The 26193-nt window shown below is 42.5% G+C and carries 15 protein-coding genes; 4 read left to right on the top strand and 11 right to left on the bottom strand.

The window, feature by feature from the left end; translation table 11 throughout:
- Positions 1-166: 166 nt before the first annotated feature.
- From TY10_RS11640 to TY10_RS11665, 6 genes are all read right to left on the bottom strand, one after another.
- Complete coding sequence (locus tag TY10_RS11640) at positions 167-484, bottom strand: hypothetical protein (protein WP_042163482.1); 318 nt, start codon at positions 482-484, stop codon at positions 167-169.
- 8 nt (positions 485-492) lie between these two features.
- Positions 493-1122, bottom strand: coding sequence for a hypothetical protein (locus TY10_RS11645; RefSeq protein ID WP_042163484.1), 630 nt, complete (start codon positions 1120-1122; stop codon positions 493-495).
- 5 nt (positions 1123-1127) lie between these two features.
- The gene (locus TY10_RS11650) at positions 1128-1865 is read right to left on the bottom strand and encodes a DUF6063 family protein (RefSeq protein ID WP_042163488.1); all 738 of its coding nucleotides are present in this window, start codon (positions 1863-1865) and stop codon (positions 1128-1130) included.
- Entirely contained in the window at positions 1855-3396 is a 1542-nt protein-coding gene (locus TY10_RS11655; protein ID WP_042163489.1) for a hypothetical protein, read from the bottom strand. The genes TY10_RS11650 and TY10_RS11655 overlap by 11 nt, the downstream gene beginning before the upstream one ends.
- The gene (locus TY10_RS11660) at positions 3366-4415 is read right to left on the bottom strand and encodes a Wadjet anti-phage system protein JetD domain-containing protein (RefSeq protein ID WP_042163491.1); all 1050 of its coding nucleotides are present in this window, start codon (positions 4413-4415) and stop codon (positions 3366-3368) included. Before TY10_RS11660 ends, TY10_RS11655 begins: the two co-directional genes overlap by 31 nt.
- A gap of 469 nt (positions 4416-4884) precedes the next feature.
- Entirely contained in the window at positions 4885-13152 is an 8268-nt protein-coding gene (locus TY10_RS11665; protein ID WP_042163494.1) for an immunoglobulin-like domain-containing protein, read from the bottom strand.
- Between the two features lie 1616 nt (positions 13153-14768).
- Here TY10_RS11665 and TY10_RS11670 point away from each other — a divergent pair.
- Positions 14769-17171 (top strand): tetratricopeptide repeat protein, encoded by a 2403-nt coding sequence (locus TY10_RS11670; protein WP_042163497.1) that lies wholly within the window; start codon positions 14769-14771, stop codon positions 17169-17171.
- Positions 17164-17916, top strand: a complete 753-nt coding sequence (locus TY10_RS11675; RefSeq protein WP_042163499.1) for a tetratricopeptide repeat protein — start codon at positions 17164-17166, stop codon at positions 17914-17916. Before TY10_RS11670 ends, TY10_RS11675 begins: the two co-directional genes overlap by 8 nt.
- 1010 nt (positions 17917-18926) lie before the next feature.
- Here the strand turns inward: TY10_RS11675 and TY10_RS11680 are convergent.
- From TY10_RS11680 to TY10_RS11695, 4 genes are all read right to left on the bottom strand, one after another.
- Positions 18927-19976, bottom strand: a complete 1050-nt coding sequence (locus TY10_RS11680; protein ID WP_042163502.1) for a tRNA dihydrouridine synthase — start codon at positions 19974-19976, stop codon at positions 18927-18929.
- A gap of 108 nt (positions 19977-20084) precedes the next feature.
- Positions 20085-20708, bottom strand: a complete 624-nt coding sequence (locus TY10_RS11685) for a hypothetical protein (protein ID WP_042163504.1) — start codon at positions 20706-20708, stop codon at positions 20085-20087.
- Positions 20705-21475, bottom strand: coding sequence for a formylglycine-generating enzyme family protein (locus TY10_RS11690; protein WP_042163506.1), 771 nt, complete (start codon positions 21473-21475; stop codon positions 20705-20707). The genes TY10_RS11685 and TY10_RS11690 overlap by 4 nt, the downstream gene beginning before the upstream one ends.
- A gap of 234 nt (positions 21476-21709) precedes the next feature.
- The gene (locus TY10_RS11695; RefSeq protein ID WP_042163509.1) at positions 21710-22240 is read right to left on the bottom strand and encodes an Imm41 family immunity protein; all 531 of its coding nucleotides are present in this window, start codon (positions 22238-22240) and stop codon (positions 21710-21712) included.
- 395 nt (positions 22241-22635) lie between these two features.
- Between TY10_RS11695 and TY10_RS29780 the strand changes: the two genes are divergently transcribed.
- Positions 22636-24186, top strand: a complete 1551-nt coding sequence (locus tag TY10_RS29780) for an SGNH/GDSL hydrolase family protein (protein WP_052350506.1) — start codon at positions 22636-22638, stop codon at positions 24184-24186.
- 76 nt (positions 24187-24262) lie between these two features.
- Here the strand turns inward: TY10_RS29780 and TY10_RS11705 are convergent, their stop codons facing one another.
- Positions 24263-25351: a Gfo/Idh/MocA family protein gene (locus tag TY10_RS11705; protein WP_042163512.1), complete on the bottom strand. Its 1089-nt coding sequence runs from the start codon at positions 25349-25351 to the stop codon at positions 24263-24265.
- Between the two features lie 230 nt (positions 25352-25581).
- Between TY10_RS11705 and TY10_RS11710 the strand changes: the two genes are divergently transcribed.
- On the top strand, positions 25582-26106 hold the full coding sequence (locus tag TY10_RS11710) for an RNA polymerase sigma factor (RefSeq protein WP_042163514.1): 525 nt from the start codon (positions 25582-25584) through the stop codon (positions 26104-26106).
- The last annotated feature ends 87 nt before the right edge of the window (positions 26107-26193 follow it).

The following is a 26193-nucleotide window of genomic DNA, read 5'->3' on the forward strand; positions in this document are numbered from 1 at the left end:
GATGCTCGGCATATTTTAGCGAGTAATAATAGCTCTCTGCAGAGCTTTCTTGCTTCTCGAGCCGTTCTTTCGTTTCTTCAACTTCCTGTAGGACTGTCTCTAGTGCCCCAGCCTTTTTGCTGTTCTTCAGCAATTAGCAAGGATGACTCTCCTTTTTTGCCAGTTTCTAAACTTTTCTTTCCAATTTTTCCATTTGTGTCAGAAGTCTAGATTGCTCCGCCTGTTGCTCCAACTCTACCTGCTTGGCTACTTGGAGATATATTTTTGCTTTTCCCCGATGGTCTTCATACTGAACTTGCTCATTATGCAGCTTTGCATATCCGGTAACATATTTATTAAGCTCAGCTAAAATCCGCTTATTTTCCTCGATTTTTTCTTTTAATTCCTTATACTGCTTAAATCCTTCTCTTTGCAGCTGGAATAGATCAGCAAATGTCCCTTGCTCAAATCCTTCCATTGCATCTTCAATCGTCGGAATTAACAAGCGATCAACTAGCTGAGAGGACGTTTTGCATTCATCAAAAAAGCTTCTATTCCTCCTTCACTTGAATTAATTTTGACAATAGCTTGCCACTCCGATTGAATAATATGAAAATGCTCTTCAATGTATTGATGAAAGCTTGTTAGTGTATCAAATGTTTTAGCAATTAATGCATTTTTCTGATGCATCATTTGGTAATACTCGTGAATTTCACCTTTCTCAGTTACTCTTACTTTCCCGTCACCCACTTCTTTCGTAAAAGGCAGCTTCCCTAGCCGATGCTCATCATGCTCTGAGTACTCATATACATAACGATAGGAATCCAAACCAGTTGTACTCATAAATAAGCTTACACAGGTCATAGCATATCTACGTCTTGGCTTCTCAGCAAGCAGCCATTCAATTGCTATATGAGCAGGGCCATTTTCTAGCGAAAGCGTATCCTTCAATCTTCTGCCTGCCAAATCACTATGAGGCAATACCGCTTGAATAGCCGTCTGAATAAAGACCGTCTTGCCACCACCATTTTCCAGAACAATTGCGCTATTATGACCATCAAAAGAAAAAGTAGCGTCATTATATCGCTTGGCGCCGCCTTCATAAACCACATTAGTAAATCTAATTTTTGAGATGACTGGCATTGGATTTAAGCCTCCCCCATCTGTTTCGGTTCAAGTCCATAGAGAAACTCTAATATCCCTCGATTGTATTCTCTCTCCATAAAATACCGCTGTACAATAATTTTTGTTCTTTCTGTCACATCCAGCTCATCTTGTCCTACCTGTATGGCCATTCCTTGATCAAGCAAAAACTTTCGAACAGTATCTATAAAGCTCACGCGGCTAATGGTCACACCACTTTGTCGTTTGGCTGTCTCTTTGACATCGTCCATGGCATCCCATTTTTCGATAATATTACTCCATTGATAAGAATACTCCTGACTATGCGCCAGCAATTCTTCTTCAGAATGCTCCTTTAACCCGTCTATCCTTTGCTGTACTAACCTCATCCACTCTTCTAATTGAATAAAGTTACGGGTAGGCTCGGCTGTCTGATAACTATTATAAAACGCACCAATAAATACAATAATAGCAACATACATTAAGTAAAGATCAGCATTAACCGCATTACTGCGTAAATACATTCGCTTTAATGATTCATTGGTCATATGAAATGGTGATAGTCTGACTAAAGGGACTAAAATCAGATGATCTCCTGCTCCTAATACAACACAATCTACTTCAGAAGCAAATTGATCGAGCAGTCCACGAACACGATCATCCGCCTCTACTTGCATCATGCTTTCCTTATCCGCTACACCGCTGCCTGCTAACTGAGCATAGATGCGAAAGGCCTTCATCACCTCATCATTGCTATAATTCATTCCATTCCCCTCCCAAGCTAATCATTAGCTCCTGTATCGAATAACGTTCATTTACACGATAGATCCCTTCCACTTCGCGAACCATCAATCGTCTTCCGCTTAGTAAGACTCGAATCGCTTCATACAAACTGCTGTCTTCATGCTCATCTTCATCCTCTGCTGCAACAGCTTCGATCGGGCTGCGTTGATGCAATATTATCCAGCAACCATAAAAATCTCGTGTTGCTATCCAATTTTTTGCTTCATGTTGCTCTAAATAAGCTACAAACTCGCTTAACAACATCTCCTCACGCCCCAAATTTATGAAACATTGGAGAAGCTCTTCGATGATCCGCACAAACTTTTCCTTTCGTTGGATAATAAAAGAGGATGCCTCGGACTCTTCATCCAAGTCCAGAAGTGCACTCTCTGCCAATTCCCCATCATCATTAGCTACAAGCTGCTGCTTTGAAAATACGGTAAGAGGTGACCATATCTTTTTTTGCTCTATTGGCATAAATGGTGCTATTACGCCCTTCATAGCCTCCATCGGCAACGGAGTACCAAACAGAAACGAAGCAATATCTTGATCAAAGTTAAACGCATTTAACCCCGTATAATATAGAGATTCCTTAGCTGCTCGCAGTGCTGTACTCTCTAGTTCCATACTTTGCTGTAGTAAATGTGTATGCTCATTATGAACCTTTTCTAGTTCAACCCCAATTCGTACAATAAATTCATAGGGCTTCTGATTTTTGACTAGCTCCCTCTCCGCATAAATGCGGTCCCTTGTTTCCTTAACAAAACCTCTCAGCTCATTAAATTCTTCATTTTCACGCTTTAATCGTAAATATATATCTTCTAACAGAGAGCGATATCGTAGCAACGTTTCCTCCGAAACGATACTACGTTTGATTTCGTGCTCGACTGTATTTATTCTATTTTGCAAAGCTTCCACGTCCACTAGCATCTCATTAATTTGGCGTAGTGCGCTTTGGAACTCTCCTTTTTCCAACTGTTTGCGCAACAGCAACTGATGAATCGACAATTGAAACTCCATATAAAATTCTTTTGTAGCAAAAACCAGTTCCAGTCCGTCCTCATCTAATGCATAATACTGCGTATTGCTAGCGGCATCATAGGTATCAGTTCGCAAGATAGATGGATAGATCACACCCTCCTGTCCAGTAGCCGGATGATAATAGACAAATCCTCGCTTAGTCCCTGATGCTGGTCGAAATACATGAATAATTCTGCGCCCTATATCGTCCAGATCTTGCTCATCCAGCACATAATTATCACCTAAGACCGCTGCAAAAAATATCGTTAAATCCTTTACACTCGTCCTTCTACTCCGCATTAACTTCTTTTCAAAGAAAAACAGCAACGCTATCAGGCCAAGCTCCATCATCGCTACTTGTTTACCCGTTTGATCAAGCTTTCTTTGGCGCCCAAGTTCAAATAACGGATCAAATAATGCTAGCTTGGCCATACGATCCGAAAAGCCAACCAACATATCATTTATTTCAGACTCTGAGTATATTGATCCCATATTGTATCTCTCCCAACTTCAATCAACTCTTCACTTCGCAGTGTTTCTTGAGGAATATAGTAACCTTCACGCAGCATAGCATTTATTTTCTCCGCCTCATGGGCAGGAAACTGCTCCGTAAATAGTTGTAATGCAACCTCATTCAACCGATGATTCCGTTTCCCCTCAGTAGCTTCCTTTCTCAGACATGCACAATAAAAAGGCATAGCCAAATTTACTGGAAATCTAGTTTGAAGATCATGCCAAATTAAAATCCCCTCCAAATCCAGGTCGCCAAAATAAAACAGTTCATGCTCTACATGTGGGATAGGGTACTGTAATCTTAACATATCCAGGTTTCCAATAATTTTCCGTCCATAACCCAAGATTAAAGTAGAAAATGGTAGTTTCGGCAATGCTGACACTAGTCCTTGAAAGGTCGTCTTATTCTCTACAATCAGATGCAAATGCTTGTTACTATTAAATCCAATTGAAGGATTAACCGCCAGCATTAATGGATCACTAACCGGAACAATCTTCATTAGCTCAGCTACACCTATTCGGTCCAATAAAGCTTGTCCACCCTGCTCTGACAGCCATTTCTCATCCCGAACTAGCTCATAGCTGCGCTCTGGGGCAGGAGCGTGGGACTGCGGTAGCGTTCCCTTTTTCAAATAAGTATCAATTTTTTGAATATAAGGAAGATCCTCACGCCATTTATAAGGGCCAAGATGATAGTAACTATCTAATTGAATAGTAGCATGCAACTTTGAACCCCAAAAATGTAGTTCCCGTATATATTCCCCATGAATAAGCCGTTTCTGAATACGATAGTGATAGGCTAGAGAATATATTCTCCCATTCCGCCCATGTACTTTTACAGGCTCAAGAATACCTTCACTTTCAAGCTCCAACACCCATTTTGCAAAAAGACCATAGTCAATGGCATCCCCTCTAAACAACTGTTCAAGATCAGACAATCCTACCGTTGCCTTGGCATAAGCACCTAAAAAATCAATCAGTTTTTGTTTATAACTCATATCATCACCGCTTTCGTATATAACGAAATCATAAAGAAAAAGCCATCTCTAATCTCCGAAATGGTTGTTGACTAGCAGACCATAAGAGAATTGCAATGACTTATTATTATTTTAATGGAAGCCTTATGAAAAGGCTATACGTCGTCGCATTGGACGTCCTTAATGTATATCCCAAGCAATTTGAACTTCACGATACCCTATGGTTTGCTATATTCCTTGCATCCATCCGAGGATGTCAATACGTTTATAGAAATCATAAAAGAAATGCAACCTAAACACAGCACTCTTCCCCCGCTAGAGCTTAATAACAGAATTTAAGTATACACAATCACAAAAAACCATTGTACTTGAGCAATGTACTTGAGCCATTGCAAATAAAAAGGATGTCAGCTTTGGCTTATCGCCGCTGACATCCTTTTTTGATTAAAACACTACAACCTGTCAGCTATACTTGCGCTGACTGATCTTCTTATTTCTCATTCATCTCCAAAACACGGAGAAGAATTGTAATGACTTCCGCACGGGTTGCCACGGCATTGAAGTCAAACTTGCCGCCTTCCTTACCCTGCATAATCCCTTTGTCAGCTACTGCGCCAATCGCGCCTTTTGCCCACTCTGGCAGTTTGTCTTGGTCAGTAAAGCTTGCTGATTTATCCTTCTGGTCTTCCAGCTTCAAAGCACGAGCAATCATTACTGCAAGCTCGGCGCGCGTCAAACCGCTATTCGGACGCAATGTTCCATCCGAGTAGCCGCTCAAGACACCCGCTTCTACTGCCTGAGCAAGCGCTTCTTTCGACCATGAAGCAATGGCTGAATCATCTTTAAAGGCATGCTGCTTTCCATCGCCTTGTACAGTCAATGCACGGGTTAACATCACTGCGAATTCCGCACGGGTTACCGCTGCATTTGGCTTGAAGGTATGATCATTGTAGCCAAGCACAAAGCCTTTTTCCACTGCCTTACGAATGGCTTCCTCTGCCCAGTGTCCGGCAATATCCTTCAATTCAACTTGATTTCCGCCGGTGTTGCCATTATTTCCGTTATTCCCACCGTTGTTACCTCCGGCGTTGCCATTACCTCCGTTATTCCCACCATTGTTACCGCCGTTGTTACCATTGCCACCGTTATTTCCACCATTGTTGCCAGGTGTTGTATCCACTACTGTAATCGTCAGCACCTGCGGCTGTCCTGCACTAAATTCAAATGTCAGTTGAGCTGTACCCTTTTGTAATTGGGCCAAGTAAGCCGTCTTAATCGTTACTTGACCGTTATTCACAACATAATCGGTTCCAGCTTGCAGCAGGGTGCTGCCGTTCTTGATTCCTGTCAGTGTATTCCCTTTAAGATCCAGCTGTATGACAGCCTCTTCCTGCTTGCTAGAGTTCAAATCAAACCCAGCAGCAGTTGGGCTGATTTCACTAGACGGATTGATACCGCTCAGACTGTTAAGAAGATTCGTCTTCACTTGTCCGTCTGCCATAATAACAACGAAGTTGCGAGCAATCGCGATATCGGCAGCTGCTCCAGACGTAAGCGCCTTTGTAACCGCAGCCTCTGCTGATGTTTCAAGCATCTCATTGTATTTGCCAGCACTGAGCAGGTATAGATCTGTAAATAGACTGGAATTTTTCAATTGACCACTTTCAACTTCAAAAGTAGTTCTGCTGCCGTCAGATTCTTGCGAGCCGTCAGATTCATTGAGCATGATCGATATTCCGATTCTTCCATTCGCAAGCTCCGATGCAGGATTGTTAAGAACGGTATTAAACGGAATTTTCAAACTGTAAGTTGTCGTTTTTGCAGTTTCATCTCGTGTAATGTCTGCCACGATATCCGTTATCGGAGCAGTCGGTGCATTAGCGCCTGCAGGACGAGTCCAAGCCCATTTTATTACTTCGTGGTTATTGTTGAGCGCAAATCCTAGTTCATTCCGCGTAGTGCTGTTGGTTACAGGATTGCGTAAATCAATACCAAACTGCAGGCTGTCCTCTCTCCATATATTGCCTCCAGACTGGTTATTGAACTGTACGTCGTCTGTAACGACAATATGAGCATATAAGTTGCTGTCATCCCACGCGAAATGTGATTCTGCGCTGAGGTCTTGCGGACCATCCCACGTGCCCGAAGTGACATAATCTTTTGTATCCATTACATAGGCCGGAGTTGCGGCAGTCTTTGCCGGATTCTCCGTGCCGGCAGCGCTTACCTTCTCCGCGTAAGCCGTGTCAAACTTTGCCGTATAGGTGTATGCTTTTCCGTCATCGAGCTTAAGCTCGAATGTGACCAGACCTGCAACATAATACGGTAAATCTACGGTTACGGACTCACCTGCCGCAAGCGGGTTAAATTTAATTGGCGTGAGATCTTCAGCATAAGCCCCCGGAGAAATAATTTTTAATGTTCCGGGTGCAGAAACTCTTCCTCCGACATTATACTTCACGCTGAATTGTTGCTTATCCCCGTTTTTAGTTAGGTTAAATACAAACGGTTCCGCCAATAAATCTGAGCCATAAATACCGTACGGATTGCCCGCTGGCGTACTGTTTCTCAAACCAGATGCGTAATAGTTGTTGCTAAGCTCGATCGATGTGCCGCCCTCGCGAAGCATTGCGTACACATTATTATTCTGGCCGTTTTTCGTCGGCTGGAAGTAAGAGGAGTACACATACGCTTTTCCGCCTTGAACGTCTATACCCGGATTATTTCCTGGCAGCTGAGTGAAGTTTGCTTGCTGGAAACGAACGTTACCGTTGTATACGACCGCACCGGCTACAGTCGGGCTTCCCCAGAACGCGCTGTTGTACAATACAAGTTCAGCATCAGGGTGAATTTTTGCAGGATTCGCTGCATCGCCCATTTTGACATACGCCCGGTTCGGCTCCGTTGCGATGTTCGTATTAACCAATTCCGAGTTGATCGCGATGATTTTGGTATGTTCGTCCGCGTCTTCCACATGCAACGCGTACGTAGTGCCGTCCGAGCCGTGACCGATCATCGTCATTTTTCCTGGAAATGCGAATTGGCCATTACCCAAGTCTCTCTTCAGGAAGTGTATGCCGTATACCGAACCAAACACGAAATTGTTGAAAATCGTCTGATCTTCCACGTCAGAGAATTTGAGCGCACTGCTGTACCTTTGTACGAACCCGTACAAATCGCCGCTAGGCGCCGTATAGCCTTGACCTCCTGGAAGTCTCAATGCGTAATGCGGATTGAATTGCATATTTCGGATAAATCCGCCTTCCGCTCCGCCGCCGACCCAGATGCCAGCTCTCAAGAGCGTGCCGCCTAGGTAATCGACATAGTGGCCATCCGTTTTATAGGAAGCCAAGTCTATACCTTTATCCCCAATCGGGATCGTTAAGTTGATTGCATATACGCCAGCACCTTGGCCCTGTACCATGAACGGAGTTTTAAGCGTTTGGTTAGGATTATCCAGGTTGACGCTGGTTAAATTCGCTTGCGTAAGGTTAAGTCCTCGGAGACCTGCATTTGCTTTAAGCTGGATGAGAGAGCTTCCGTTTTCTCCCTGAGCACCGCCGGTGTAAGCGGTGAATATCGCCGTGCCGCCGCCCTGTGTATGATGCTGTACATCCCAAGTTCCTCGGAGCTCAACACCTTCAGGAATGATGACAGGATTATTCAGTCTGTATCTTCCGCCAGGTAAATAGATCGTGCCGCCGCCGTGGTTCGCTTTAATATAATCAAGAGCTTCCTGCAGTTTTACAGATATATCCACGGTTGGTGCGTTGCCTGTCAATGAGCGCGGGAAATCAAGTCTAAGCACTGCGCTTGATGCCGGTCTCGGGTGTACGTCAATATCTGTTTTTACGTCTTTCGGAATCGGCTCAAACAGATAGTCAACATCATTAACTGCCTGTATGGTGGTGCTCGTACCGCCGCCTTGAACGTCAAGATTAAGGTTATTGATGTGCTCTGCAAGGTTGGCGCTCTCGATGTTCAGGTTATAACCGGAATTTACCGATTTAAACGTTCCGAAGTTTGCTCCGAGATTGACGTGCTTGCTTGCCTTCTTAAAGTTGCTTTGGCTGACTAATGCATTGCCTTTGCCCCGGAAGTTCAGCGCAAAATCATCATATTGGTCGAACGTGCTATCCTCAAAGGATATCACTCCGCCCCTAGCGTCGCTCACAATCGGACCATTGAATTTAACTCCGTTAAATTGAACCGATGTGTTGAAACGTTCGTTGAAATATACGGCCGTGTCGCCTCCGAATTCCGAGCCCGAGAATAGCAGACCAAAACCGTTAACGTTGTCGATATAAATGCCTGTTTCACTATCCTCTATTTTCAAACCATAGAACTGTGCGTTTGGAGCTTCGTCGCCGCCAGGCTCTCTTCCGATCCACATCCCCGTTTTATAGCCGGAAACATACAGACCCGCTACATACTCCCAGTCGGAACGGTGCATCATGAATCCGGTAGCGTTCGCTCTAGTATAAGCTTTCACCTCTGAAAGCGCCGGTGCGCCCTCAAGTCCTGAATTCGCCCAGTATTTCGGATCAATATTAACGTTCTCGATACGTCCGATATCTGTACAAGTGTGGACGACAATGCCCTTGTATAGCGCCGTCATATTGCTGTTCACCACATAATGCATTTCACTCGGCAGGGAAATGAATCCGCCCCAAGCGTTTACTAGAGTCACGTTGTCCAGCGTTGCGCTGTTTCCGGTTCTTTGATAGAACGTCCACGGATACGGAATCCCGTTAATCGTCTCAAATTCCCCTGTTTTCTGACCGTCTTCGTTTCTCTTCTCAACGACGGTTTCAGCATTAATATCCTGATTCGGATACCATACGGAAAGGTTAGTTACACCTGTGCCCTGTTCCATGTCGATAAATCTGTCGGACACGTTAGCTACTTTTTTGCCGCCTGTCTGATTCTCTCTCTCGTCAGAATCAACATACGTGTCATAATTGGCCGTATTATGTCCGGCATAGACGGCGAGAATCGTTCCGTCAATTTTACCGTCATACCCGCTCGCATCCGGATTATCCCATTCACCGCGAAGCTGTACGCCTGCCCGTAAATTTAACACTTGTTTATATTCGTAGGTTGTATTGCCAGTCGTGCTTTTAACGCTTACTGAGCCAGTAGTTTCCGAATAGAACGCATACGTTCCCGCCGGAATATAGACTACGCCTCCGCCATCATTATAAGCCGCGTCAATTGCCGCTTGGAAAGCCTCTCTGTTGTCAAAATCAACTAAGTTCTCCGCTTCTGCCATCGCGACTGTCTTAGCCCCGAAAGCAAGCACGTTAAAGTCAGATATCGCCCAGTCTTTAGCAGCGTTTTGCTGAGCAATTGCCGTTCTCATATGCTTGGCGTAATCATATCGATCCGGTACTGTTAAATCAAAAGTTTTCGTCTTAATTACAGGAGCCGATACTGGTCCTCTTTTTATCGTTGCCGTAAGCGTTACATTACCGCCGCCATCCGGACGGCTTGTCGGTATGATGCCTGCAGCAGTTATGAGAGTTGCGGCCGATGTCGTCCATGTGATATCCGTCATATTCTCGCCCATCGACGGAAGAACCAGGTTCGTCGTCACATTATTCTCAGAAGCATTCACGCCTTTGATTAAATCCCATGTCAGTTTACTCAACATATTATTAACCGCATCCTCGTCGTTTCCGATACCTGTTCCGCGAACGACTATATTAAATGTTTTAACAACCGGTGTTGCCGTACCTTTGCTTATTGTCGCCGTCAGTGTTACGGCCGTGTTGGCTTCTTGACGGTTTACTGCACCGGTGCTGCTGTTTATTACCGTGTTATTAGTAGATGTCCATACAATGCTCGTATTCGACGAGCCTGCGCTAGCCAGAGTCAAAGCCGTTTCCACCAGATCCTGTCTCGTATTCGTACCCTTGATCGCGTCCCATGTCAGCGCACTTGCGACCAACTGTACCGCTTCTTCATCCGTTGGAGGAATTTCGGTTATCCGAATGCTCTGAATAATGGCTCCGGCTGTACCGATACGGAAATGCGCTCCTTGGTTCTGTGCTCCGACCGCAAAATTAGCTCCGTTAAGCACAGCTTTTGACGTTACCCAGGAGTTGCCGCTACCTGCAGCCGGAAGGCTGGCTGATCGATACGCGTCATACCCAGAGAAGTTGCCAGGATAAATGGTGTTGTACTGTAACGAGATTCCGCTAGCTGCACTCGGTCTCCAGTATGTGACCGCCAGTTCCACCTTGTTTGCTTGCTTAAGCTTAGCGTTGTCAACAATTACGTACATAAAGTTGCCAACCTTCACAGCCCCTACAGTGCTTTCAGTGACTTTCTCCACTGCAGTGCCGCCGTCTCCGGTGAGGCTGACGCCTATGCCGTTACCTTGAAGCCCTGGGAATGGCCCCGCCGGATCTCCACCGTCGCCGAATCCGCTTCCAATTGCATTAACAGCATTGAATGTTCCAGAATTGTTGAAGTCAATGAACACTTCAGCAAGTTCGTTAGTAACACTAGGTACTGTCACATTAAAAGCTTTAGTAACAGGTGCTGCAGTACCTTTAGATATTGTCGCCGTAAGAGTTACCGCTTTATCTTGGTCAGGGTCGCGAGTTACACTGCCAGTTGTGGTATTAATAATACCTGTCGGCGCTGCCGACCATACGATAGCCGTATCATTCGCTCCCGTTGCCGGAAGCGTCAGCTCCGTTCTTACTTCAGATTGAAGTGTGTTTGATTTTTTGATCGTGTCCCATGTCAGCTTCGTCTTTGCATCCGCTACTGCTTGATTGTCGTCAAGATGCTCCGCTTTAACTCTTGTATACGTTCCTGCGAAAGGATACTGCGTATTTTGAGCTGTGCGTGCGAATGAATAATAAGTGCTGCCTGCCGGTTTTGCAAATGTTGCAGTATAAACACCTGCATTAAGAGTACCGGTCGTCCAATCTCCTTCTGCCGGAGCGCTGCCGGTGGTGTTTACCGCGAATTGTACAGCTTGACCGTTTGCCGGTGCTGCTGACGTTAACGTAACGTTGCCGGCTGCTTCAACTGCTGCCGGAACAGGCTTCGGCGAATCCGCAGAGCTTTGGAAACGCGGGTTCTTAATATAGATATCGCCTTGAGGCACAGCTGACCATTGCATTTGCAGTCTTGCTGCCTGTACCGTATCCAAACTGACGGGATTGAAGCCATTCGGAGAATTTGCAGCCGATAATTGCGCATACACCGTAAACCATTCATTTACCTTGCCATTTCTCATTTCACTAACATTAAAGTTAATACGTGAATTGGTATCAATGTTGTTGCCGCCAGCTACCACAGCAATCCAGTTGTTACCGTTGAAATTCAAAAGATCGGCATGCGTAACATACATATCAAAAACAAAATATTGATTTGCATAGCCTATTAAATCCTGATTGCCGCTGCCATTAATAAAGCGGGCATCCCAAAGCCGTTCAGCGCCAGCGCCTATTTTGCCAGCGCCCAGCTTAACTGCACTGTTTCCGTCGGGTGAAGTCGTGGCAATCGTTCCCTCTTCGATATTAGGAAAAAACGTCGCAGTCCGGGCGTTTACCGCCGCCGGAACGGCTTTCACCGTCACAGTGAAGGTTTTCACAACACTTGCATTACCCTTGGTTATTGTCGCCGTGAGTACAACGGTTTTCTCTGCTTCTCTATTAAATAAACGATTTACGCTTCCGCTGGTGCTTATTGCTGCATTGTCCGAAGACCATGCTACGTTTGTTGTTCCGATTGCTGTCGGAAGGCTAAGCGGTGATTTTACATCGCTCTCCGAAGCATTACTGCCTTTAATCATATTCCATGTCAGAGACGCTGCCACATCATTGACGAGTGTTTGTTCATCAATAAAAGTTATAGTCGTTCTTGTAGAGGCGCCGGTGAAGTTGTAATTGCTGTCTGCTTTCGCTCGAGCGAATACATAATAGGTGTCTACAGAAGGTAATGCGGCAAATTGATGCGAATACAGACCGCCATTTGCACTTCCATCCACCCAACCCGATGCAGGAGCGTTACCGTCTTCGCTAATTGCGAATTCCACCGCTTGCCCGCTTGCCGGTGCATTCGCCGTTACTGTTCGTGTTCCTACATCAAGTGTTGGAGCCGTGGACGGCGAAGCCGGAACGCCCAACGTGCTTTTCTGGAAACGCGGGTTTTTAATGAAAACTTCAGTACTAGGAACATTAGGATCCCATTGCAGATGCATCGCCAGTTGAGTTACTTTGTCCAGCCAGGCATCATTGAAATTATTCCCGACTGCCGAGCTTGACGAAGACAGCTTCGTATAGACTGTCGCCCATGTGCCCACTGCTGCATTCGCAACCCCGCTCGTATCCAATTGGAGACGGGAGTTATTGTTAAATTTATCCGCAGCGGGATTACTGTCACTTACGATGACGAGCCAATTGTTTCCTTGCATATTTTTAAAGCTGGCATTCGGAATATACATCTCGAAAACGAAGTAGCCGTCCCTATAAGCAGATACATCTTTTAGAGGCGCCACGCTCGGCGTAAAGAGGTTATCCCAAGGGCCGCCGCCCTTTGAGGTTCCGGTGTTTAAACTCCACGCTGTCTGTCCGTCAGGGGCATCGGCGTTGGTCGCCGTATTGCCATCTGTACCTGCATTTACGATCAACGGAGTTACAGCATCTCCCCATGCCGCGCTGACGAGCATAGGCGGAGAAGCCAAAGTAAACAGCATCGACGTCGCTAGTAAAAGTGCTAAAAATCTTCTTTTTATCATTCTCACATTTCCTCCATATCTAATATATTTAGGCAATTAAGATATCATTTGACTCTTAAAAAACCATCTTCACTTCAATACCAAACCTCCAGTAGCGTTGCATAAAAGAAATTTGTATTTTCGGAAATTTCTGTTATTTATGTAGCACAAAAAAAATCCTTAACACTTCCCTCTTTTATGCTCGCCGCCGCATCACCTCTACTCTTCCATATATCCAATCTTGTAAAAGCGCACTCGTCCACAACCGACTTAATGTTAGCGTTTTCACAAGTTCAAAAAAATAACAGGATTCAAAGAGCGATAAGCGTACGTGCGAATAACGTAATCTCACTACTTCTTTTAACCCTGTAATACTCTCCCGGAACATAACCTGTATATTGTGGACTTTAATCTTATCATACGAGTGTTGAAGTAGAGTTCCAATGGGGCAGTCTTATCCTTTACGGGGGCAATATTACTTTAATGAAAACACTGCCCCGCTATACGGGCAGTTTATACGCTTGAAGTCGAGGGTCTAGACGACATTAATGCATTAATGGGCGACGTGTTAACGATTTAGTCAAAAAGCAATCTGACGTGACTTTCTCAGCAGCCGTAAAGCCCGAATCCTCTTGAATTCGGGCTTTATTTTTCGTATTTAATCCAATAGTAGATAATAATGCTTCGGAGTTCTATTGGAGGAAATAAACAGCTATAGTTGGAATTAAGATTGAATTCAAATTAAACATATATGTAAAATGGTAGAGTAGTCATTTTTTTTATTTACTCAATTCATTTGGAATATCTATTATTGATGGTTCGCAAGGAAGAAATGAGACGTGACTAGATTAGATCAAAACCTCAAAATGGTTATAATTATTTCTTTATTACTCTTCGATATTATTAGATAAATAATTGAAATGCATTAGTATTATCATAACAGCCTTGAGGGATTAAACACCTGACCCATTACTACCAGCAATGTACTCTCCTGTTGTGGTTAATTTCATAGCAAAATTAAGGAAAGGAAAATCAATTTAACTTATTCTTTTCAAGCTAACTTCCATTCAAAGCAATTTGCTCATCAAAATAAGTGTATCTTCGACTGCGTCCATGTTTCTTTTTACACTACATGACATTCATCTAAAACCCTCTATTAAAGAGTGTTCCACTTTAGAATGCCACGTAATGTATGTCAGTAAAAAAGATAACTCTATAAGTTGGCCCAACTCATGAAAAGTTTGTATCCAGCACTATAGCAAAGCTGTACATGAAAAATCCTCTTCTGCCCTTTAGATGTGTCTTAACAACACTAATTTATTTTGATAATGGCACCTCAGTCAATTACGCGGTTTCAGGTGATTTCTGGAAAAATCGAAGTATTTAGAGCGACGAATCGTCTAGCCACTTTCAAAGTGTTAAAAAACAATTTACACTGCGAGAGACAAGGGTAACAAGAGATACTGACATATGTACTCGCCTTCCTACTTCATTAAAGTAACCCCTTATTTTGTATATGACTACATCCCAAAGGTCTAGACTTAACAAATTTTTGTTGCCTTAAATTATTGATGTAAAAATCCGAAAATATTAGTAATATATTTTTAAGACATATACTACTAAAGGTGGGGATAAACTTGAATAGCTCTGAAAAAATGTATATTAGAAAACTATTTAAGACCGAAGTTGCACTAGCAAACGGACAAGCATTTGAAGATTTATTTCGGCAAATAATGACTTATTCTAACCCTCATTTTAGACCAGTAAACCCTCAGGGCGCAAAAGGCGATAGAAAAAACGATGGGTTCGATGATGTTAATGGTGTCTACTATCAAGTATATGCTCCAGAAAATCTAGAGGTAAAGATTCAAGCAAGTATAAAAAAATTGAAAGAAGATTTTGAAGGTTTGTTTACGAATTGGGAAAACATCAACGAATTCTTTTATGTATTAAATGATAAGTACAAAGGTAACTATCCTGATATTGAATTCGCTCTGAAAGAACTTGAATTAAAGTATAAGATAAAATGCAGGCCATTTCTCACGAAAGACCTAGAGGAAAAGTTCGTTCAGTTAGACGTTGATCAAATCAAAACAATTATTGGAGATTTTAAGGACCCTTTTCCGCTGATATATGAATCAAAATATAAGTATATACAATATCACGAGAACAAAAACTTCATAGGCAGATCTGAATATATCGAAGGTTTAAGTAGCTTTTTTCAATCCAAGACAGGTATAACTAAGATTGTTATTAAAGGAAGGGGAGGATTAGGCAAGACTCAAACAACCATGGCCTACACTTTTAAGCATATGCATGATTACGACCTAATTCTATGGTTGAATGCCGAAAATATTGAAACACTTGCATTTGATTTCACAGAAATATACAGTAGGATGGGTTTTCCGCAGGAAGATTTAAAAGTAGATGCTAAAATTGATCAAATTAAACTGCTGCTTGAGTCAAACGTTAACTCAATGAAAAAATGGTTAATAATATTTGATAATGCTAGCAATGAAGATTCCATCATAAACTATCTGCCTCTGCTTGGGCGCGGGGATATACTAATCACCTCACAGAATGACAACTGGTTTTCTACGGATTTAGAGATAGAGTTGAGTGAACTACCAAGAGGCGACTCTATTCAATTATTAAAGCGATATTCAGGCAGCCATGAAGACGATAATCTGATTGATGAACTTGCTGTTGAACTAGACTGTTTCCCGCTTGCTCTTGTTCAGGCAGGTTCATACATTAAAGTTGCAAAAACATCTATCAAAAACTATCTTGCTGACTTTAAAACAGAAAAACGAAGGCATTTTTTATTAAAATCTGTCGATCCTATGGGGAAGAAAGAAATATCTAAAGAATATGGTTTCGTTCTTTCTACAGTCTGGCAAAAAAGCTTCGATGTCATTCAAGCACAATCATCACTTGCGGCTGAAATACTACAAAGTTTATCTTTTGTATCCACTGCTATATTTCCTTTAGAACATTTAAGACTAGTTATTGAGAAGTGGACTGGAGAGGATAATGTCGGAGCATCCGATCTGGTTTTAGCACTTCTTACCAGTTATTCATTGATTCAAATTTACGATTCAGGGGTAACTGTTCACAGATTGGTACAACTGGTTACTTGGGATAGTATGAATAAGGAGCTTCGTCACGGTCTATTAGAGAATTTATCACATAACTTACTTAACAGTTGCCCCTATGCAAAGAATGAAACTGGCTCTTGGAATATAGCTCGTTTGCTAACCCCGCATTATTTACATATTGTGGAACATCAAAAGCGTGAAAATACGTTATTGTACGAAAGAATTAATTTTCAATATTTATGCGGCAAGTTTTTCGCTCGAGAAAACGCAATGTACTCAAATGCAATCCAATTATTAGAAGAAGTAAATCTATACATATTGATGTTGCTAAAGGAACAAAGATCAAGCAATTATATTGAATTTCTTCTGCTTGTCATTAATGATTTAGCCTTTGCATACGAACAAAAAGGTGAATTTTTGGAAGCTCAACAGTATTACTTGAAAAATATTCAAATAGGTGAAGAAGTTTATGGAGTGAACTCCCGTGAAATGATTAACAAATATAACAATTTAGCTACTTGCTATAGCAACATGGGTAAGTATAGTGAGGCATTTGAAAGTTTTCAGAAATGTTTGAAGCTTCATCAATCTTTTGGTACAGAAGAGAAAGGATTAATTACCCTATACAGTAATTTAGGTTCCACATTGACCTTATTGGGATCTTTCGAAGAAGCAAAAAAAATGCTTACTAGAGCAATTACAGTTGGTGAACAGGAGTATAAAAAAGGAAATTACCGCTTATACATGGTATACAATAATTATGCTGAACTGATAGAGAAATTCGGACAATATGATGATGCGATCTTTTATTATAATCTTTCTTTGGTAGCGTCTAGTGAAAGATTCATAGATAAAAACCCTTATGAAGAAACGGTCATAAATAATATTGGTTTAATACTATTGCGAAAAAGGAGAAGTAAACGAGGCACTAACTATGTTTAATAAAGCATTAAATAGTATTAATAGCATTTATGGAATAAAACATCCAAGTACATGCAAAACATATAGTAATCTAGGACTCGCATACATGGAAAATAAAAATTATTATTTGGCAAGAGATTATTTTAAAAAAGCTTTTGAACTAAGCGAAACAATTTATTCAGAAGCTCATCCGGAGCAGGCAAACTATCTTAATAATTTGGGATGGTCTTATGAAGCGCTCGATGAATTGGATGAGGCAGAAAAGATCCTGCTACGAGCAATAAAAATGACAAAAGAATCTTCAAAAACCGAACCTAATCTTGCACTCGCCTCTAGATATAATAATTTGGGTATGGTTTATTATAAAAAAGGGCGAAAGGGAGATAAACATTTTTACACTCTAGCGAAACAATATTATGAAAAAGGAATACAAATTGATGAATGGTACTATGGCGATAATCACTTAGAACTAACAGCTGATTATAATAATTACGCAGCCTTGCTTGAGGAGATTGGAGAATCACTGCAAGCTATTTCTTATTACAACAAAGCATTGAAAATTTTCAATATATCCAATGATTCCCACCCCCGATCAGGATACTGTTACTTTATGGTAGGATTCCTCTACTATAAGCTGAGAAACTTTACTCTATCCAGACAAAATTTAATTAAGAGTATTTCTGTATTTTCTAGATATCCTCAAGATTTAGAAGCTAAACGTAATCTAAAACATGCCCAAACTTTGCTCAAAATGTTACCTTCTTAAGCAAAAAAAGTGGAAGTAGGGAGGGGGCTTCTCCCCCTTTCTACTTCAATAAATTTTAATAATTACAAGAATTTTAATGATACTAACCACTTCAGCTTCGGTCATTATGACTTCGACGCAATTCGAGCTATGCTCGGTACTTTCAAAAATCGCCTTTATCGAAATTGCAACCAACCTTACCCTATTTCAAAAGTATTTCTTGTGAGATCCACCTCAAGAGTCTTCTTGGCTTCTTCCCCGATTTTCATTTCCAGCATCGACATGGTATATAGAATAATGTCTTACCGTGTGAGGAATCCTCTTGTCTCCGAACTAGCTCTTCCACTTTCGCCGCCCTGGGCTTCGTCCAGCGAAATACCCCACTCTGATCGATCAGCTTAAGTCTTTCCAAACAAAAAAAGCACACTCCAAAGGACTGCGTACATTTATTATTTGATGGAGCCCATAGGAATTAGGCACGTTTTGATTCATATGGGCAACGAAACTACTCCCCGAAGTAGATGCTAAGGTTAATTCGGACGCTGTGCTCCTCTATCCTATGTCATAATGAAGCATTCCATCCTGAGAATTACGATAGTCTGTACAACGGAAAGTCCTGTACCCATTGAGTGAAAGGACAATTCTTCACTCTGGCGTACTGTCACTAAATAATATACTGTACCGCAAGGAGCCTTGACAGAGGTAAATGCTTTTTAAATTGTCGGCTCAGGGCTATTAGCGTAGCAGTCGTAAAGTTTGTTACCCATTTTTGAATATGACCATCCTCCCTGGAACCGTTCAGTTCCTCCATAAATAAATAAAGATGAGTATTGTACGAGGTTTGACTGCCGATATGTGACCGAACTCACGCGCCGGGAGGCGCGCACGGTACGAAAAAAAACAAAACTCTCGTTAGCTTACTCTTTTAACTGAATACTATTTTTTAGTTGTATCAAGTCATCAATAACTATATCGCCTTAAGAAGGTTCATCTTCTATTGTAACTAAATCTATTAAATCCTTAATAACGTACTAGTTCTTCATTACATTCTCCTCAATCACAGCATCAGCATTCTGTTCAAAGGTACTAAGAAGCTCACGTACTTCAGCTGTTGACTTCGTCTGCATCAATTGATTGCGCAGCTCACTCGCCCCTCGGAATCCTTTGACATAGATCTTGAAAAATCGCAGAAGCGCTTTAAACGGACGCAGCGTTAATTCTGCAGCATATTTGTCATGAAGATCCAGATGCAATCTTAACAGATCAAGTAATTCATCACTGCTATGCTCCCTTGGCTCTTGTTCAAAGGCGAAGGGATTATGGAAAATACCTCTCCCGATCATGATTCCATCCACGCCATATTGCTCAGCAAGCTTTAAGCCCGTTTGCCGATCAGGAATATCACCATTAATGGTCAATAGGGTATCTGGTGCTATTTGATCACGAAGCTGCTTAATTTCCGGAATCAGCTCCCAATGTGCATCTGCTACGCTCATTTCCTTTCTTGTACGGAGATGAATAGACAGATTTGCAATATCCTGCTTCAAAATATGGGTTAACCAATCCCGCCATTCCTCTAGATCGTTGTAGCCGAGCCTGGTTTTCACACTGACAGGCAATCCTCCCGCTTTGGCCGCTTGAATAATATCTGCCGCAAGATCGGGATGTAGAATAAGGCCGCTTCCCTTGCCTTTCGTGGCAACATTGTGGACAGGACAACCCATGTTAATATCCACGCCTTTGAAGCCAAGCTTGGCCATACCAATGCTCATTTCCTTAAAATATTGAGGCTTATCGCCCCAAATATGTGCAACGATTGGCTGTTCATCTTCCGTAAAGGTTAGACGTCCTCGTACACCGTAAGTCCCTTCAGGATGACAGTAGCTCTCCGTATTTGTAAACTCTGTAAAAAATACATCGGGCTTGCCTGCTTTACTTACTACATGCCGAAAAACAACATCCGTCACATCTTCCATCGGTGCAAGTATAAAAAATGGCCGTGATAAATCCCGCCAAAAATTGTTGGACACTACATACTCAAATCCTCTCACTATAGATACAGATATAGTATACCATCTCATCTATTTTTTACGAAGCATCTAAGATATGTAGAGTTCTGGATTTCACTTCAAGATTGGTTAAATCCTGTCCTATCCGCTGCAGTTTCAATAAGACGGACTTATCGTTTGTTATTTCATTTCACCTAACCATACATCTCCGACCCTAACATTATAAACTGTATCCTCACCGAAACTTAGTTTTACAGTCTCGCACTTATATGCTTTTCTTTGTATTGCTTCCATATCCTTTGCTGTTCTAAATCCCAGTTCAATATCCTCTTGCAGACCAGAAAGGCAGTAATCCTCTGAATCTACTGCAAGCTCCCATTTCAATTGTTCAAGGCCGAGTATTCCACCGTATAGATTTGCAGGAAATGCTTTGTGATCGGTGCTTTTATCGAATGTATGATCGTAGAAATTTAAGCATTCACGAAAAGCGACAACAATCTGTGAATGAATGAAATGAGGATTGTAGAGCCATATTTTCAGATAAAATGGTTCGTTTAATCCCTTCATCTGCTGATACCAAGATCGATAAACTTCAATCATTGCCTCAAGCAGTAAACGAGAATACCACATCGGAGGATTGCGTCTAGTTAACCTGTAAAATGGATCAATCCATAACTTCACATAGTCCCTCTGATTCGACTTCAATTGTTCAATATCCAAATGAATATAATCTAATTTCCATTGTTCAATCTGTTTGATTCTGCGCTTCCATCCGCGTATTTTCTTAATATTAAATGTTCTCATCGTTTAGTAAGTCCAATTCTAAAGCCAAGATCATCGATCTTGAAATCAGGCATGCTTTTCCTTCTAATCGTGGAACCACAATTGTTCTCAACTTCTGCCCAGCTGCCTCCCCGAAATACCCTATAGTCCCCATATCGTTCCGTATCGTACAGATCCCAGCACCATTCCCACACATTTCCGATCATATCGTATAACCCCCATGGATTAGGAAGCAGTTGTCCGACTTGTTGAACGGATTCATTGGAGTTGTCTTGATACCATGCAATCTGATCAATTGTTTCATACCGATATCCCTTGGTTCCCGCTTTGCACGCGTACTGCCATTCAGCGTCTGATAGTAACCGAAAGCCGTTCGCTTCTTTGTTATATATCGTGTTCTGACTTTCATCTGCGATTATGTAGCATCCAGTCCTGCCAGTAATTCTGGACAATTCATTACAAAAGACAATCGCATCTAACCATGAGACTTCTGTAACGGGCAGGTTATTCCTATTCGTTGCAGCCTCTTCTTTATGTACAACATATTGATACAAATGCTGTGTTACCGGATACTTCATGACATGAAAGGACTCAATTGTTTCAGTCCATGTCATTACCGTTCTATCACTCCCTCTTCCAGGATCGGATAACGTGTAATCGGAACTTAGCCATTTATTCATGTTCTTATAATCGCGCAGTTCAACAGTCCCGCCTTCTATAGGTACCATCAAATTCATGATATCTTTTCGAAAAAGCTCACTGTCGCTTCCGTACTTTCCGGTTGTCATATTGAACTCCTTTCGATTTCAATAATTTCATAAACTATTTTAGTTATTCCGTCATCCAAGCAACCAAAACGTCCAATTAAAGGGTCTGCACGGATATTACACAATATTGTTTTTCAAATCATTTATTTGAACTATACGGAGAGTACCTCTTCATAACCCATTCATGAAATATTAGATAAGCCGAACTGGAATCAGATACAGAAAAAATAAACGTACCCGTCACTTCTCTACGGCTTAACTTTGAATCAACCAAAAATTATCATCCTCTTCATTTAAGTATATATCATAGGTTCCATCATCAGCTTTAAATCCTAAAGCATGGATATCCAGCCCTGCTTTAAAAAAACCTAATTGAATTATTGACGCCTCTAATTCAGCTCTTTCGTTGAAGAGTGGATTTATTAAATCTTCATCGAAGTTGCTCTCTTCAATTAAATAACCTTGAAAATATCCATCAACTAAGAAACTAAGACGCTCAATTATTAGATGTAATTTGTTGAAAGGAAAGTTTTCAGTTTGACCTACATTATTATCAGAGTATTCCCATATTATATTTTCTAAGATTTTCGCATGCGTGAAGCTGATTGCTCTAGAGATTTCCCTATTTAAAGGTTTATCAAATGTTTCTTTGGTTATTACCCTCACACTGTTGTAGTAATCCCAAAATAATTGAAAATCAAAAACAAGCTCTTCACTCAATTTATGTACAAAAGAGTTATCTATGCAGTTATAGTTATTCATTAGTATTTGTAATTCGTTCTCCACAAAGCCCCTCCGATTATGTATGGTGTATAACGCACCATTCTGATTCCACTTCCACACTAACACACCAACAAAATTATAAAAATAGATAATATAGTTCTGAAATATACTATCTTATACTAGTTTGAAGCTGAAACCCTTGAGCTCCGATAATAACCGGTTCGCCAAGTAATGAATTGGAACCATTAGCTTCCCTTTTACTTCCTTGACTCCTTTTACCCCATAATAGTTTAAAAACGGCACATATTAATTATTACAATTATGGTTTATACTACCATGGCGTAACTAACCCTTATGTAAATGCACAAGCTCTTTTGTATGTCCAGACAGCAGTTCGACCGCTACACTGCAATTTGCCTAGGAGTGTAATACCCATTCCCCTAAAGGAGGACAATACGATGGCAACTAAGCACTACAGCTTCAAGCGAACCACTATTCATTTCTGGGTGAACAGCCTTCTCATCATGTCCATGCTCATACTTGTCTCTTGCACACAGCATCAGCTGATCAACGCCACATCTAATGAAGAAGAAGACGAAGTCAGCGTCATACTGGGTGACAACCCCGTTGAAAACGGCATTCATCCCTTTGCCGGAGACAATCCGGCCGGACTCATAACGGGTACGATAGCTGGAAAAAGCTACTGGCAGACGAACAAAAACTCCGACGTGCCTCGCACAAATTATCTGTATATGAACGTTAGTGATACTTATCTCAAAAACAATACGCAATATGATGTAGAGGTTAGTGTTACCTACTTCGATTCCGGCAATGGGAAATTAATCATGCAATTCGATTCCTCGACGGCAGCCTTTACGAATGCGCCTATGATTTCCTTCACCGGCACGGACACCTGGAAAACACATACCTACCTGCTTACGAACGCTTTCTTTGGCAACCGGGCAAACGGGGCAGATTTTCGGTTCTCCATTCAAGGAGGAAGTAATCCCGATGCAGAGTTGAAAATCGCTTCAGTGAGCGTCGTCAAGAAAGTTAAGCCGCTTCCCGGTCAGGAGATTTCCGTTACGGATCCCAATCTTAAATTCGTAGGAAGATGGGATAAGAGCTCAAATTCCGTATATAAGAGCTATTGGGGCGGTTCGTATATGAAAACAAATTTTACGGGCACTCATGTCACCCTTAAGCTTGGCAGATCGGCCAGTATTTACGTTTCTATCGACGGCGGAGAGGATGTGCTGTTTAGCCAAGTGTCAGGCACGGTGTACTTGACACCAACAGCGCTGGCAAACGGTTCGCACTCCCTGCGAATTACATCAGCTTCCGAGAACGATATGCTGGAAATTCAGGGTCTAGAGCTGGATGCGGGAGCAAGCACTCAGCCAACTACACTTAGCAGCCATATGATTGAATTTGTCGGGGATTCCATCACATCCGGCTACCTCAATTCGAAGATAGCGTTGTCAGACTACGCATGGCTTGTCGGTGAACAGCTCGGTGCCGAGCACACCCAGATCGCTTTTCCGGGCATTTGCCTAGTAGATAACATCCAATGCCATTCGCCAAACAGTGTCGGCATGAGCAATCAGTTTTTCAAGATGCGATCTGTCTATGACAACGACTCCACCCTATGGGATTTCAATACGTATCAGGCGCGCGCAGTCGTGATCAATATCGGCACAAACGACAGCGGCTTTAATGTGACAGACAACAACTTCAAGCAAACTTATATTACCTTCCTGCAAAATGTAAGAGCCAAGTATCCGTTGGCGGACATTTTTGTCATGAAACCGTTCAATGGCTCCATGGCTTTGCCAACACTATTAGCCTACAATACCGTCCATAACGGAGGGGACAACAAGCTGCATTACATCGATACAACAGGCTGGATCACCGCGGCCGATACGGTAGACGGCACTCATCCAAGCGATGCGGGTCATGTCAAAATTGCAGCACAGCTCGCCCCGCTGCTGAGCCCTTATATGAACTAAGTTCATATACAATACCCCGACAAAAGCAAAAGAACCCGCTTCGTGAGATGCGGGTTCTTTTGCTTTTAATATAAGCTTAGCGGAAATCAGGCAATTCGATCGATACTTCGCGGCGGGCTTCCGCCGAGCGCAGCACCCCGTCGATGATTGCTTGCTGAATGAGAATTTGTTCGCCTGGAATTGGAGCCTCTCTGCCATCCCTGACGGCTTCGGCGAAATCATGCACTTTCTGGTCAAACAGATTCAATTGATGCCCAATCGTCGGAATCGGCGTTGAGGTTTGGGTGCCATATTCATCATGGTACAACGTGATGGAACCAACTGACCCATCCCATACGCCCGACCACGGCCCCGTTCCCGCCGGCGTAACTTTCAGGCCTGCATCCGTGCCGAGGAACATCGTCGCGCCAAGCGTATCCATATGCATGGCCCAAGATATTTTAAACTGCAGCACCAGATCATTCTCGAAACGAACCATAGCGACGCCGAAATCTTCGACTTCAAACTTGCTCGCTTCCGGATGGTACAATGGATTGGTTCCGAAATGGTTCGTCGTGAACGCCGATACAGAAACCGGACGAGGATATCCGAGCGTGTTCAACGCCATATCCAGTGAATAACAGCCAATATCAGCCATAGCGCCGGCACCTGCGAGCTTTTTGCTGATGAATGTGCCTCCCGGCATGCCGCGACGGCGTCCGCCACCTGTCTCAACATAGTATACGTTGCCGAGACGTCCTGATTGCACAATCGTTTGCAGAAGCTTCATGTTCGGATCATAACGCGGCTGGAAGCCCAGTGTCAGCATTTTGCCGCTTTCCTTCGCTGCCTGCGTCATTTCGATGCCTTCTTGCAAAGTGATCGACATCGGCTTCTCAAGCAGCACGTTTTTGCCACTGCGCAAGGAATCGACCGTTGTCCGGTGATGGGAGATGTTTGGCGTACAGATGCTGACGCCATCAAGCTCCATACGAAGCAGATCGGTATGACTGTCGAATGAAGCCGCTTCCGTCAAACCCTGCGCCTGCGCGAAAGCCGCCGCCTTATCCGGAATAACGTCGGCCACGCCTACGATCTCTACATATGGAAGCTTTTTATACGCGGCAACGTGGGCATTAGCTATGCCACCCGTTCCGATAATTCCTATACGCAACTTCTTGCTCATTGTTCAATCCCTCTTTCTATATAAGTATATGAAATGACAATAGCATATAGCAGCGATAAAGTTTACTCTAACTTGATGTCTTACATGTATGAAATTGCGACATGGGGTTAAATGGCACAAAGTAATTTCTTTTCGCCGTCTTCTCTGGGATTATTTCTCACATTAAAACATTTTCAACTTCTCAATCGTGTTAAATATGTAGAAGCAATCACGGGGGTGAAAGAATCCGCATGTCTTTAAAGAGTAAGGATGATGAGCTAGCTGAGGTTTTCAACAACTATGCCTCAATGGTATATCGAATTGCATTTATGTTTTTGAAAAATGTCGTTGAAGCCGAAGATGCTACTCAAACCGTCTTTGTGAAGCTGCTAAAGTATCAAGGAAAGTTTGAGGGCGATGAGCATATTAAAGCTTGGCTAATTATTACGGCGAAAAATACGTGCAAGGATGAGTTAAAAAGCTGGCGGCGTTGGCTGCAACGACATAATCCAGAACAGATTGAACAACAGGGATATGTGCAAGAGTTTTCCAACAGCGATGTGTGGGAGAAGGTTATGAGCTTGAATAACAAGTATAAGCTGCCAATCTATCTATACTATTATGAGGGTTACTCTACGCTGGAAATTTCCGATATCCTTTGTCTGAATCACGCAACTGTTCGTACGCATATGCGTACAGCCCGCAAGAAATTGAAAATCATGTTGGAGGAGGAACAATTAAATGAATCTCAACGAGCTAACCTCTTTTTACAATGAAATCACTCCAACTGATGAGCAGAAGCGAAAGATGTATGCCAGAATAAAATCCACTCATGTAGAAGATGCCAGCTTGTAAAAAACAAC

Origin of the sequence: Paenibacillus gorillae (assembly GCF_000513275.1) — a bacterium.
Classification (GTDB): Bacteria; Bacillota; Bacilli; order Paenibacillales; family Paenibacillaceae; genus Pristimantibacillus; species Pristimantibacillus gorillae.